Origin of the sequence: Brachybacterium halotolerans subsp. kimchii, assembly GCF_020792675.1 — a bacterium.
Classification (GTDB): domain Bacteria; phylum Actinomycetota; class Actinomycetes; order Actinomycetales; family Dermabacteraceae; genus Brachybacterium; species Brachybacterium halotolerans.
The window spans coordinates 2,771,289-2,784,646 of the sequence record NZ_CP086254.1; the positions used below are offsets into that span (position 1 = coordinate 2,771,289).

A 13,358-nucleotide genomic window follows, 5' to 3' on the forward strand; every position below is an offset into this window, starting at 1 on the left:
GGCCGAGGGGTGGGCGCGCACGGCTCGGGTGCGCGCGGTGGGTCAGACGGTGGACGGGGGTGCGAGGCTTCCTCGGCGCACGACGCGATTGCCCTCGACTTCCACGCACTGCGGGGCCGCCCCGGTGAGGACGGCCAGAAGAGTGCGCGCCGCGGCCTCCCCACGGGCCTCTGCCCCGGTCGATACCGAGGTGAGTCCGGGGGAGAGGTGCGCAGAGAGCTCGGAGTCGTCGAACCCGGTGATCGAGAGGTCGTCGGGAACCCGCAGCCCGATGCTGCGGGCATAGGAGAGGCCGGCGATCGCCATCACGTCGTTGGCGAAGACGATCGCCGTCGGGCGGTCGGGGAGCGTGATCGGCGCGGTTCCATCGGCCGAAGGGCAGGGGGCCGCGGACCCGAGCAGCTGCTCGGCCGCCGACCGTCCCGAGGCTGCGGTGAAGTCGCCCTCGACGATCCGGGCCTCTTCCAGACCGTGCCGACGCATCGCCGCCTCGAATGCACGGCGGCGAGTCGCCGCGTGGACGTAGCGCAGAGGGCCCGCGACATGGGCGATGCGCTCGTGGCCGGCGTGGACCAGAAGGTCGACGAGCTCATGGATGGCCGACGCGTCGTCGGTCCAGACCACGGGAAGATCCGAGCTCGTGTCCGTCCGGGGCTGCTCACCGGTGAGAACGACTGCGCTCAGTCCGAGGTCGCGCACGAGCTCGGGCCGGGTGTCGTCCTGTTCGACATCCAGCAGGATCACCCCGTCGACCCGTCCGGCTGCGAAGCGCTCGTAGACCGCGGCCTCGGCATCGGGGTCCCCGACGACGTGGAGCATGAGGCCCATTCCCGCCTCTGCCAGCACGGCCTCGCAGCCTGCGATGAAGCGGGAGAAGAAGGTGTCCGTGGCGATGACGTCGGGACGCCTGTTGAGCACCAGTCCGATGCTGCCGGTGCGGGAGGTCGCCAGGGCCCGGGCGCTCTGGCTGGGAGTCCAGCGCAGGTCCTCGGCCGCCGCGAAGATGCGTCGGCGCGTCTCCTCCGCGACCGGCCGGTTCCCCGAATACGCAAGGGAGACGGTCCCCTTGGACACACCCGCGACGCGCGCGACGTCACCGATGGTTGCTCGCGGCATCGGGCACCTCCTCGTGGAACGGCGGATTCGGCGATGGCGTCCTACGGCGGCGCGCATCGGAACGAACGGGCGCCATCAAACCGGTTTGCATCCACGGTGTCAAGGTGCACGGCGCGATGCTGGCGGGCGTGCCCGAGGCCGTGCTCGACGCTCGCAGCGGTGGCTGTGGCTGTGGTCGGGGCTGTGCTCGGGCGGGTGTGCGGACCATTCGTCGACGCGAAAGGTCCGCAGACCCGCACAGATGACGTGGTGAGCGGGTGAGCGGGTGAGCGGGTGAGCGTGAAGCGCGGAGCGGAACGTGCACGCCGCGCGCGCGGCGAGACCATACCGAGACCTCCCGCCTCTTGTGATGCGCACCATGTGCAACGTTAGAATCGCCGCGACACCACCGGATGGAGGAGGACGACGACGTCCTGCCCGGTGGAGGCCCAGGGAGGTCACCATGACGCGACGGAGCGCACGGAACAGCGACGATCACTCGATGCGGGACGCGGGACGGCTGCGGCGGGGCCCGGTGGACGGCGCCGGGATCTCCCGGGCGCCGCTCAGCCGGCGCAGCGCCCTCGGCCTTGCGGGCGCCTCCGCGATGGGCATCGGTCTCGCGGCCTGCGGTGGCAACACCGGAGGGCTGACCAAGGGCGGCGGCAGCGACGGCGGTGGCGGCGGGATCAGCCAGTGGTACCACCAGTACGGCGAGGACGGCACGCAGGACGCCGCGAAGAAGTACGCCGCGGCCTACGACAAGAACGACGTCACGGTGAACTGGGTGATGGGCGACTACGCCGCGAAGCTCTCCACGAGCCTGCTCTCGGGCAACGGCGTCGACGTGTTCGAGAACAACGCGATCGCGGTCGACCAGGCGAAGCAGGGGCGCTACGCCGACCTCTCCTCGATCATGGAGCCGGTCAAGGACCAGTTCAACCCGGCGTCGCTGAACACGGTGACGATCGACGGCAAGATCTGGGGCGTCCCGATGATCCTGGATCCCCAGCACTTCTACTACCGCAAGTCGATGTTCGAGAAGGCCGGCATCGAGGTCCCGAAGACCATGGACGACCTCGTGGATGCGGCCAAGGAGCTCACCGGGGGCAAGCAGAAGGGCCTGTTCCTGGGGAACAACTTCGATGCGACCTGCTGGACGATGATCTGGGCCGCGGGCGGCAGTCCGATGAACGAGGCGAGGGACGCCGTCGGCTACAACACGCCGGGCATGGTCGAGGGCCTCACGCAGATCCAGCAGATGAAGTCCGACAAGTCCCTGCTCACCGGGGCGCCCTCGGACTGGACCGACCCCGCGGCCTTCTCGACCGGGCTCTCGGCCATCACCTGGGGCGGATGCTGGGCGCTGCCGCAGCTCGAGGACGCGCTCGACGACGTCGGCGTCTTCCCCCATCCGTCCGTCGGCTCGGACGGGAAGCAGGTCGCGATGGTCGGCTCGTGGAATGAGCAGGTCGCGGGCGCCTCGAAGAACATCGAGGCCGCCACAGCCTTCGTGAAGTGGCTGTGGATCGACCAGACGGACGACCAGACCGACTGGGCCCTGAGCTACGGGTTCCACATCCCGCCGATCACCTCGGTGGCCGACAAGGCCGAGGCCCTGAAGTCCGGCAACGGGCTCGAGATCGCGACCATGGCGAAGGAGATGGGCGTCTCCGGGCCGCCCGAGTGGACCGGTGCCGTGAACACGCCGTTCACCGACGCCATCAGCAACATCCTCAAGAAGGGGGCGGACCCGGAGGCGGAGCTGTCCGCGGCGGAGGAGGCCAGCAACAAGGCAGTCGCGAAGTGAGCACCGCGACCGCGGGCCGGTCCTCGCGCGCCGCGCAGGCGCGCTCGCGCGACAGCTCCCGCCCCACGCGCATCCGCGGGACCGGGATCGCGTTCTGGCTGTTCTTCACCCCGTTCGCCGTCGGCCTGCTGATCTTCACGATCATCCCGCTGCTGTGGGGCGGGGCGCTGAGCTTCTTCGAGGCGAAGGGCACCGTGCTGCCCACGCAGTTCGTGGGCCTGGGGAACTTCAAGGACTTCCTCACCAACACGGCGTTCCTGTACTCGCTGCGCACCTTCACGATCTTCGCGATCTTCATCGTGCCGGTGACCATGGCCACCTCCCTGTTCCTCGCGGTGCTGGTCAACGGCATCCCGCGCTTCCAGGCGTTCTACCGCTCGGTGTTCTTCCTGCCGACGGCCTGCAGCTACGTCGTCGCCTCGGTCGTGTGGCGGCTGGGGCTGTTCAACGGCCTGGACTCGGGCGTCGTGAACACGATGCTCTCGAGCATCGGGCTCGACCCGATCGCGGACTGGCTCTCGGCCTCCCCGTACTGGTGGGTCGTGCTGATCTCCGTGCGCCTGTGGATGCAGGTCGGGTTCTACATGCTGCTGTTCCTCGCGGGCCTGCAGGCGATCCCCTCCCAGCTCTACGAGGCGGCGGCGGTCGACGGGCTGAACCCCGGCGGCTGGCGCATGTTCCGCATGATCACGCTGCCCCAGCTGCGCACGACCTCGACAGCGGTGCTGCTCCTGCTGCTCATCGCGGCCTTCCAGGCGTTCGACGAGTTCTACAACCTGACCGGCAACAATCCGGAGACCCGCCCGCCGCTCGTCTACCTCTACAACATCGCGCTCGGGCCCGAGCAGGACTTCGGGCACGGCAGCGCGGGCGCGCTCGTGCTCACCGCGATCATGGTCGTCGCCGGCCTCCTGCAGACCTGGATCATCGGCTTCGACAGCAACGACGACGCCCGTCGGCGCCGCCTGCCGTGGCGTCGGCGCGGGCCCGTCGGGTCCGTCGGTGCCGGTGCCGCTGCCGGGGCCGGCGTCGGCACGGACGTCGGAGGCGGCATCGGCGCGGGCGTCGGGACGACGGTCACCGCGGATCTCGCGGGGACCGGCGCGCCCCAGAGTCCGTCGGCCGACGCCCCCTCCGACCTGTCGGCCGACGGGGGCCACCCCGCCGCCGCGGCGGCACCGGAGATCATCCGACCCGACGGAGGAGACCGCTCATGAGCACCCTGACGATGGCCGGGTACCGGCGCCGCCGCGGCGGACTGATCGTGCGCTACGTGATCGCATCGCTGCTCGCACTGGTGTTCCTGGTGCCGTTCTACGCGATGGTGAAGACGGCGCTGTCCACGAACGACGAGATCTACTCGACGACCTTCACGTTCTGGCCCTCTAACCCGCAGTGGGCCAGGATCCCGGAGGTGCTGAGCGATCCGCGGTTCCTGGACGCGCTGAAGAACTCGGCGATCATGGCCGTGGTCGCCACGAGCCTGTCGATCCTCATCGCCGCGCTCGCCGGCTACGCCCTCGCGCGGATTCCCAACCGGTTCGCCAGGCCCATGTTCATGATGGTCGTGATCGTGCTGCTGATCCCCGGCACCACGGCGTTCGTCCCGAACTTCATCATCGTGGCCTCGCTGGGGTGGATCGGCACGCTGCGCGGCCTGATCATCCCGGGCCTGTTCGGCGCGTTCAACGTGTTCCTCTTCCGCCAGTTCTACGTGAACTTCCCGAAGGAGGTCGAGGAGGCGGCGCACATCGACGGCGCCGGCTACTTCCGCACGTTCTTCCAGGTCATCTTCCCGAACACGCTGCCCTTCGCCTCGGCGCTGACCGTGCTGGGGCTCATCGGATCGTGGAACGCCTTCCTGTGGCCCCTGGTGGTCGCCGGATCCGGGCAGAGCGCGAACACGGTGCAGATCTACCTGTCGTCCTTCCTCACCGCCCAGACCTTCGACTACGGGGGACTGTTCATGGCGGCGACGCTCAGCCTGATCCCGGTGCTCGCGATCTTCTTCTTCCTCCAGCGCTATCTGGTGTCCGGCATCGCGGCGACGGGGCTCAAGGGATGAGCGCGCCCGCCTACGGGCATCCGCTCCCGGACCCGGACGTGGTGCGGACGGACGACGGTTGGATCGCCTTCGGCACGGGGCCGCGCACCGCGGACGGCCGCGCGGTCCCGGCCGCCGTCTCTCCCGACCTGCGCACGTGGGAGACCATCGGCGAGGTGCTCGAGGCGCTTCCAGAGGAGGCCGGCGAGTCCTACTGGGCGCCGGAGGTGTGCGAGCGCGACGGCGCCTGGTGGATGTACTACTCGGTGGGCCACGGCGATCGTGGGCACCATCTGCGGGTGGCCCGCGCCGGGACCCCGCGCGGGCCCTTCCGCGACCAGGGCGTCGACCTCACCCCGGGGGAGCTCTTCGCGATCGACGCGTCCCCGTTCCGGGCGGCCGACGGGAGCTGGTGGCTGTTCTTCGCGCGGGACGTTTTGGACGCCGAGCGCGTGGGCACGCACCTCGCGGTCGCGCCGCTGCCCGAGCCGACGCGGATCGGGGAGATCATCCCGGTGCTCGCCCCGGATGCCGACTGGCAGATCTTCGCGCGCGACCGTCCGATGCACGGCGGCGTCCACGACTGGCACACGCTCGAGGGAGCCCATGTGCTCGAGCGCGAGGGCGTGCTCTTCCTCAGCTACTCGGGCGGCTCCTACCAGGGGGCCGGGTACCGGACCGCGTGGGCGTGGGCCCGCCATCCCACCGGCCCATGGCACCGGCCGACCGACGGCGAGGACATCCTGCTGGCGACCGACGAGGCCACAGGGCTCATCGGGCCCGGGCACAACTCGTTCACCACAGGTCCCGACGGGGAGGACGTGATCGCCTTCCACGCCTGGGACCCCGAGCACACGGGGCGGTACATGCACCTGCGGCGCCTCGAGGTCGATCCGCGGGCGCCGAGCCTGCGCGTCGTGGGCTGAGCGCCGCGCGGTCGGGCGGGCCGTCGGGCGTCGGCCCGCCCGCCGGGCGTCACCCGGCCCGACCGTGTCAGTCGGCGTCGCCGGTCGACGCGCCGTGCCGCGCCCGGAGCGCTCCGGCGAGACCCATCGCCACGCCGATCAGGAGCCAGATCCCGAGCACCGACAGGTCCTGGACCGGATTGACCCAGCCGCCGCCGATCACGCCCCGGAAGGCGTCGATCGCGTGGGTCATCGGCAGGTACGGGTGGAAGAACCGCAGGAACGCGGGGATCGTCTGCACGGGGTAGGTGCCCCCGCCGGCGGCGATCTGCAGAGCGATGAGGATGAGCCCCACGAACTTGCCGATCGGCCCGAACACAGCGCCGAAGCCGTGGTTCAGGGCGACGAACACCAGGGAGGTGAACGCCGCCAGCAGGTACATCCACCCCAGGTGCATGACCTCGATGCCGACGGCCAGGTGGAGGACCGCCACGGCCATCGCCGACTCGACGATGCCCAGGACGAACGCCGGCAGCAGACCGCCCACCAGCAGCTTGACGGCCCCGACGCCGCGGCGCGCGGCGCGCGCGGAGAACGGCGGCATCATGAGGAACATCGACATGCCGCCGACCCACAGGCCGATGCACAGGAACAGCGGCGTGAGGCCCTCGCCGAAGCGGCCCACGTCGTTCGAGCGCTCGAAGTTCATGCCCACCGGGTCGCTCGCGACGTCGTCGAGGTTCTCGCGCTCGGCGTCGCTGTAGTCCGGCACCTGGTCCTGGGCGTCGACGAGCCCGCTGTGGAGCTGGTCCGCGCCGTCGACGAGCTGCACGGCGCCGTCGTCGAGCCGGTGCGCGCCGTCGGCGAGCTGCGCGGAGCCGTCGGCCGCCTGCTGCGCGCCGTCGTCGAGCTGGACGGAGGAGGAGGCCAGCTGCTGCGCGCCGTCGTCGACGCGCGTCGCTCCGTCATGCAGGTCCGACGCGCCCTGCGCCGCGGAGCCGGACGCATCGGCGAGCTGCGAGGAGCCGCTGGTGAGCGCCGAGCTGCCCGCGGCGAGCCGGTCGGCGCCCGAGCGGGCGCTGGAGACGCCGTCGGTATAGCGGCCGAGCCCCGAGTCGAGCGACTGCGCGCCGCTGTTCAGGGTGCCCGTGGACCCGGCGAGCTGGTCGGCGCCGTCGGCGACCTGCTGGGCGCCGTCGTTCAGGCGGTGCACGTCGGCCGCGCCGGACTGCAGCTGGTCGTAGGCGCCGGGGAGAGCGTCGGCAGCCTGCCGGGCCTGGTCGGCGAGGGCGTCGATGCGCTTCTTCGCATCCTCTGCATCGGTGCCTTGGGCGGCCGTGCGTGCATCGTCGATCGCATCGGCGATGTCCGTGATGTCCTGAGCCTGCTCCTCGGCCGGTGTGCGCAGGGCGTCCATGGCGTCGCTGGCCGTCGCGGCCCGGGTCTGGATGCTGTCCAGGCGGGTCGCGAGGTCGTCGGCCGCCGAGGTGACGTCGCTCCCGAGGGAGTCGAGGTTCGCCGCGGCATCCTTCGCATCGGCCGTGGCCGTCGCGGTGGTCGCGGCGTCATCCGAGGCGGTGCTCGCGGAGTCCCGCAGGCCGTCCGAGTCCTCGGAGAGCTCCGCGAGCTGCGCGCAGACCTGCGAGTCGGCGGCGGGCGTCGCTTCGTCCCCGCCGCCGTCCGAGGCGTCGTCGGAGCCGCTGCCCGCGCCGCCGTCGGAGGTGCTGCACGTCGCCGCGATCTCGTCGAGCCGCTTCGTGTAGTCGTCCACCGTTGAGGCGACATCGCTCGAGGAGGTCTTCGAGGCCTGCGCGGCGGCGTCGGCATCGGCCGTGTCGCCCTTCAGGCCCGATGCGCCCTGCACGCCGTCGAGTGCGTCGCGCACCGTGGACAGGTCCTCGCTCGCGGCCGAGACGTCGTCGCCGAGATCGGTGACCGCTGTGTCCGCGGTCTTCGCCTTCTCCGCGAGGTCGGCGGCCTTCTTCTGCAGGGCGCCGACGTCGTGGGAGGGATCGTCGAGCGCGTCGACGAGGTCGTCGGCAGCGGTGGAGAGGTCGTCGACGGCCTTGTTCGCGTCCTTGGACGCCCTGTCGACGGAATCGGAGTCGATGCCCAGGTCATCGGCCTTCTTCTGCGCGTCGGTGACGGCCTTGTCGAGAGCGGCCGTGCCGTCGGCGACCTGCCGGGCCCCGTCGGCCAGATCCGAGGCGCCGCCGTCGAGCCGCGAGGTGCCGTCGGCGAGCTTCGAGGAGCCGTCGCGCAGGGTCGAGCTGCTGCCGTCGAGCGTGGTGAGGCCCTGATCCAGGGAGTTCGCACCGCTGCTGAGGCTGACGGTACCGTCGTGCAGCTCGACCGCGCCGCTGCGCAGCTGGGAGAGGCCGACCGCGAGGGTGCCGCTGCCGTCGACGAGCTGCCCGGTGCCGTCGGCCAGCTGCGAGGTGCCGTCCACGAGCCGGCCGGTGCCGTCCGCGAGCTGCGAGGTGCCGTCCTCGAGGTCGTCGGCCCCGTCGGAGAGGTCCGAGATGCCGTCCTCGAGGTCTCCCGCTCCGTCCTTCAGGTCGCCCGAGCCGTCGACCGCATCGCCCAGTCCGTCGTGGATCGAGGAGAAGCCCACGTAGATCTGGTCGAGGTACTCGCTGGACAGGGAACTGCGCAGGGAGTCGGTGAGGGCGGTGCCGATCGACTTCGTGAAGTTGCCGCTCACGTAGTTGATCGTGTCGTTCGTGCGCACGTCGATGAGGGTCTGCGCGGCGTTCCCGGGATCGTCCGAGAGCTTGGAGACGTTGGAGGAGAAGTCCTTCGGGATCACGACGGTCGCCCCGTAGGTGCCGTCGGCCAGTCCCTTCTCCGCCGTCTCGGCGTCGACCTCGACGAAGCGGTAGGCGGTGGGCTTGTCGAGATCGGTGAGGGTGTCGGCGAACTCGTCGCCCGCGTCGATGTGCTTCGAGTCGCCCGATGGAGTGGTCAGGTCGGAGCCTGTGTCCTCGTTCACCACGGCCGCGGTGATGCGGTCCAGGTGGTTGTTGGGGTCGGCGAAGGACCAGGTCAGGTTGCCGGCGTAGATGATCGGTACGAGCGAGAGCCCGGTGATGAACAGGGCGGCGATGGGCTTCGCCCACTCATCGGGCAGCACGCTGCGCAGGGAGTTGAGGAGACGCGCGGGAGCACTGTTGTGAGGCACGGGCACGACGATACGTCGGCCAACTCAATACGTCGATGTATCGAGTCGAGGTGTGGCGGAGCGAATAGCTGAGATGCAGTGCGCGGGAGAGGGCGAGCGGGAGCCGGCGGAGAACCGGTGGGAGATCCGTGGGGCGATGCGACGGAAGGCGGTGCGGAGTCAGGCTGCGGAGCCGGACCCGGCGCGGGCCTCGGCCTGCTCCTCGCCGATCTCCTCGGCGGGGGTCAGAGGGCGGCCATTGCGCGGGACGGGGCGCAGGCCCCCGCGTGCCGAGGCGACCAGCAGCACGATCACGCCGAGGGCGAAGAGGACGCCCATCGAGGCGAAGGCGAGCCGGAAGTCGTCCAGGCCCGGGTTCCCCGCGGGAGCGAGCAGGTCCAGGACCAGACCCACCAGGAACACGGAGACCAGCCCCGCGCCGAATCCGCCGATGTTCACGAAGCCCACGGCGGTGCCCACGGACATCGGCTGCACGCCCGTGCGAGCGACGTCGAACCCGAGACCGCTGAGCGCCGCCCCGAGCGCGAGCGCGCAGGCCAGCGGCAGCAGGGCGAGCATCGAGTGCTCACCGGGCACCGCGAGGGTCGCCGTCCACAGCAGGGCCATGAGCGTCACGCCCACGGCCAGCACGCGCCCGCGGCGCAGTGGGAAGCGCCCCGAGAGCGTCCCGATCGCGGGTCCCAGCGCCATGCCGATGAGGACCTGGATCGTCAGCAGCGTGGAGACCTGGTTCATCGGCAGCCGGTGCCCCGAGGACAGGAAGGGCACGCCCCACATGACCACGTACGTGTTCACGGCGAACAGGGTGATCCAGTGCGCGGCGAGTCCGGCCCACGCGCCGGGCGAGGCGAGAACATCCTTCAGCACCAGCCAGGGCGAGGAGGCGAGCACGGGGATCGCGCCGGTGGGCAGACCGTCCTGCGGCTCATCGCGCACCAGCAGCAGGCACCCCAGACCCGCCGCGAACACGAGGGCTGCCAGCAGCGAGAAGGCCGGCGACCAGCCCACGTGGACGAGGATCGCGAAGAACGGGATCGCCGAGATCACCTGGCCGGACTGGCCGAGGACGCCTGTGAGCTGGGTGATCAGCGGGACGCGGCGCGCGGGGAACCAGGCGGCGGCCAGGCGGATCACGGAGATGAAGACGGTGGCGTCGCCCGCGCCGATGAGGACGCGGGCGGCGACGGCGAGGCCGAAGACGGTGCAGAACGCCATCCCGATCTGCCCGACGAGCATGAGCACGCTGCCGGCGACCAGCATCCGTCGCGCCCCGAAGCGGTCCAGCAGCAGACCGGCGGGGAACTGCGCGGCCGCGTACGTGCCCAGCTGCACCATGCCGAACAGGGACAGAGCGGCCGAGCCGACGGAGAAGCGGTCGGCGGCCTGGACGCTCGCGACGCCGAAGCTCGTGCGGCCGGCGACGGTGACGATGTACGCGAACATCGCGATGCCCCACAGCAGCAGGGCGCGCCGGCCGCGGCGGGCGGCCTGGACGCGGGGGTCGATCGCGGCGCGGCGGACGCGGGCGGCACGGGCGCGCTCACGCGCCGTCCGCTCGGGAGCGCAGCACTCGAGCGAGGAGGCGGACTCGGGGGTGCGGGCGCCTGGGGACGTCCGCGCGCTCTGCGAGTCGGTGGCGGTGGACGGAGCCGGGCCGGACATGGAGGAGCACCTGTTCTGCATGTTCTGCATGGGGGTCTGCGTGGGGAGGCCGGCGTCCTTGCCGAGGGGACTCCTTCAGGCTACGCCGGGCCCGCCGGGGCGCATCGCGCGATGAGACGGGGCCGACGGCGGGCGGCCGCGGTGATTCGTCACAATCGCCCGGAGCTCGCCCATGACGCCGGGATTCTCACAACGGCCGCGGCCCGCGCCGACGGTACCCTGAGGGGATCAGACCCGGCCCGTGCCTCGTGCCGCCCGTCCTCCCACCCGAAGCCGCATCGGCATCGCACGGGGTGCCGGGCCACGGCGGAACCGCGCGAGACGCCTCGCGCCGTCGGCCCGGGTCGCTCCGTCCCCGCACCGCTTCCGAGAGGGTCCCCTCGCATGGGTGAGCTGTCCATGACCTTCGAGATCACCTCCCTGGTGGTCCTCATCGCCATCATCGTGGGCGACCTGATCCTCGTCTCGCGCCGTCCGCACGTGCCCTCCATGAAGGAGTGCCTGGCGTGGGTGGGCTTCTACGTGGCGCTCGCGCTGGTCTTCGCGCTGATCCTGTACTTCGTGGGCGACACGCACCACGTCTCGGTCGAGTTCCTCACCGGCTGGCTCACGGAGTACTCGCTGAGCGTGGACAACCTCTTCGTGTTCATCCTGATCATGGGCAAGTTCGCGGTGCCCAAGAAGTACCAGCAGGAAGTGCTGATGGTGGGCATCATCATCGCGCTGATCGCCCGCGCGATCTTCATCCTGGTGGGCTCGGTCGCGATCTCCCACCTGTCCTGGATCTTCTACATCTTCGGCATCTTCCTGCTCTACACCGCGATCAAGCAGGTCAAGGGCGATGACGACGAGGACGACGGCGAGGACAGCGCGGTCCAGAAGTTCGTGGGCCGCTTCATCCACGTCCACGACGAGTACGACGGCAACAGGATCCGCACCGTCCTGGACGGCAAGAAGGTCTTCACGCCGATGCTCATGGTGTTCGTGGTCATCGGGCTCACGGACGTCATGTTCGCGATCGACTCGATCCCCGCGATCTTCGGCATCACCCAGAACCCGTTCATCGTGTTCACCGCGAACCTGTTCGCGCTCATGGGTCTGCGCCAGCTGTACTTCCTGCTGGGCGGGCTGGTCGACCGCCTCGCGTACCTGCACTACGGGATCGCGGCGATCCTCGCGTTCATCGGCGTGAAGCTGCTGATCCACGCCATCCACGAGGCCCCGCTCGAGTTCATCCCCGGCTTCGAGGCCCTCGAGAAGCTGCCGGAGATCGGCACCGCGGCCTCGCTCATCGTGATCATCGGCGCCATGGCCATCGCGACCGTCGCCTCCCTGCTCTGGGGCCCCAAGAGCGAGCCCGAGGAGGTCGCCTCCGGCTCCGGGGACGACCAGCAGCAGGGCTGACCGCGGGTTGCTCCCGAACCGGGGGCGGCTGCTCGCCTGGGCGTGATGGCGCGTTGGCTCCTCGCCCGTCCGCGGTCGCCCGGGGGAGGTATCCGGTACCTCCGTGCGCTACGCGTAGTCATGCGTCGGGTGACGTGCCATATATGCGGTCACCCGACCTCTGACTACGCGTAGTGCACGGGGCTGCGTGAGACCCCGCCCGCGGGCTCTCGCGTGAGCGCCCTCCGCGTCGTCTCAGGCCGGCAGGTCCACGACCCACGGCTCGCTCGGCAGCGTCGCGGGATCCCAGCGTTCGAGCACGTCCGGTGCGCTGCGGCATCCTTCCAGCCCGAGCGAGGCGCCGATCCGGCCCACCACGTCACCGACGTCCTCGCCGCGCTCGAGCCGATCGCGCAGGGTCACCGCGCCGTCGCGCTTTGCCAGGCGCGCGCCGCTCGGGGAGACGGCGAGCGGGACGTGCGCGTACTCCATCGGAGCGGTCGGATCCGGCGCGGCCGCCCGGGTCCGGTCGGCGCTGGTCGCTGGACCGGCGCTGGTCGCCGGATCGGTGCCGCTCGCCAGGTCGGCGCCGCCCAGCAGATGAGCCAGATACGCCTGACGAGGGGCGGAGCTCAGCAGGTCGTCGGCCCGCACCACCTGGTCCACGCCCTGCGCGGCGTCGTCGACGACGACCGCGAGGTTGTAGGCGACCACGCCGTCGCCGCGGCGCAGCACCAGGTCGTCGACCGTGCCGGTGACCTCGCCCGCGAACATGTCGTGGACCGCCCACTCGGCGACTCCCGCGCGCAGCCGCAGGGCCGGCTCGCGCCGCAGCTCGCGCATCCTCGCGCGTCCGCGCTCGCGGGCGTTCCCGTCCAGATCCCGGCATGTGCCCGGGTAGGCGCCGGGCGGGGCATGCGGGGCCGATGGCGCCTCGAGGATCTCCCGCCGTGTGCAGTAGCACTCGTAGACCAGCCCCGCATCGGCGAGCCGGCCGATGGCGGCGTCGTAGGCCTCGGCGCGCCGAGACTGGTGCATGACCTCTCCGTCCCAGTCCAGGCCGATCGCCTCGAGGTCCTCGAGCTGGCGCTCCTCGGCGCCCTCGCGCACCCGATCCAGGTCCTCGACGCGCAGCCGGAACGCGCGGCCGCTGCGGCGCGCGAGCACCCAGGCCAGGATCGCCGTGCGCAGGTTCCCCAGGTGCAGGTCGCCGCTCGGGGAGGGGGCGTAGCGGCCTGCGGGGGAGTCGACGTCGGGCATGGCCCCAGTCTGGCATCG

The 13,358-nt window shown here is 71.0% G+C and carries 9 protein-coding genes; 5 read left to right on the forward strand and 4 right to left on the reverse strand.

Annotated elements, in window-relative coordinates; translation table 11 throughout:
- Positions 1–42: 42 nt before the first annotated feature.
- The gene (locus tag Bra3105_RS12440) at positions 43–1,116 is read right to left on the reverse strand and encodes a LacI family DNA-binding transcriptional regulator (protein ID WP_228357033.1); all 1,074 of its coding nucleotides are present in this window, start codon (positions 1,114–1,116) and stop codon (positions 43–45) included.
- Positions 1,117–1,558: 442 nt separating this feature from the next.
- On the opposite strand from Bra3105_RS12440, the gene Bra3105_RS12445 reads away from it, so the two are divergent.
- Genes Bra3105_RS12445 through Bra3105_RS12460 form a run of 4 tightly spaced genes read left to right on the forward strand, consistent with a single transcriptional unit; the run spans position 1,559 to position 5,875 of the window.
- The gene (locus Bra3105_RS12445; protein ID WP_228357034.1) at positions 1,559–2,905 is read left to right on the forward strand and encodes an ABC transporter substrate-binding protein; all 1,347 of its coding nucleotides are present in this window, start codon (positions 1,559–1,561) and stop codon (positions 2,903–2,905) included.
- A complete protein-coding gene (locus Bra3105_RS12450) occupies positions 2,902–4,122 on the forward strand; it encodes a carbohydrate ABC transporter permease (protein ID WP_228357035.1) in 1,221 nt (406 codons plus the stop codon). Before Bra3105_RS12445 ends, Bra3105_RS12450 begins: the two co-directional genes overlap by 4 nt.
- Positions 4,119–4,970 (forward strand): carbohydrate ABC transporter permease, encoded by an 852-nt coding sequence (locus tag Bra3105_RS12455; RefSeq protein WP_228357036.1) that lies wholly within the window; start codon positions 4,119–4,121, stop codon positions 4,968–4,970. The genes Bra3105_RS12450 and Bra3105_RS12455 overlap by 4 nt, the downstream gene beginning before the upstream one ends.
- Entirely contained in the window at positions 4,967–5,875 is a 909-nt protein-coding gene (locus Bra3105_RS12460; protein WP_228357037.1) for a glycoside hydrolase family 43 protein, read from the forward strand. The genes Bra3105_RS12455 and Bra3105_RS12460 overlap by 4 nt, the downstream gene beginning before the upstream one ends.
- 67 nt (positions 5,876–5,942) lie before the next feature.
- Here the strand turns inward: Bra3105_RS12460 and Bra3105_RS12465 are convergent, their stop codons facing one another.
- Together Bra3105_RS12465 and Bra3105_RS12470 are read right to left on the reverse strand one after the other, a co-directional pair.
- Positions 5,943–9,035, reverse strand: a complete 3,093-nt coding sequence (locus Bra3105_RS12465) for a YhgE/Pip domain-containing protein (protein ID WP_228357038.1) — start codon at positions 9,033–9,035, stop codon at positions 5,943–5,945.
- A gap of 159 nt (positions 9,036–9,194) precedes the next feature.
- Entirely contained in the window at positions 9,195–10,697 is a 1,503-nt protein-coding gene (locus Bra3105_RS12470) for an MFS transporter (RefSeq protein ID WP_228357039.1), read from the reverse strand.
- A gap of 384 nt (positions 10,698–11,081) precedes the next feature.
- Between Bra3105_RS12470 and Bra3105_RS12475 the strand changes: the two genes are divergently transcribed.
- Complete coding sequence (locus Bra3105_RS12475) at positions 11,082–12,101, forward strand: TerC/Alx family metal homeostasis membrane protein (RefSeq protein WP_228357040.1); 1,020 nt, start codon at positions 11,082–11,084, stop codon at positions 12,099–12,101.
- Positions 12,102–12,335: 234 nt separating this feature from the next.
- Here Bra3105_RS12475 and gluQRS read toward each other — a convergent pair whose 3' ends face one another.
- Positions 12,336–13,340: a tRNA glutamyl-Q(34) synthetase GluQRS gene (gluQRS, locus tag Bra3105_RS12480; protein ID WP_228357041.1), complete on the reverse strand. Its 1,005-nt coding sequence runs from the start codon at positions 13,338–13,340 to the stop codon at positions 12,336–12,338.
- Positions 13,341–13,358: the final 18 nt, after the last annotated feature.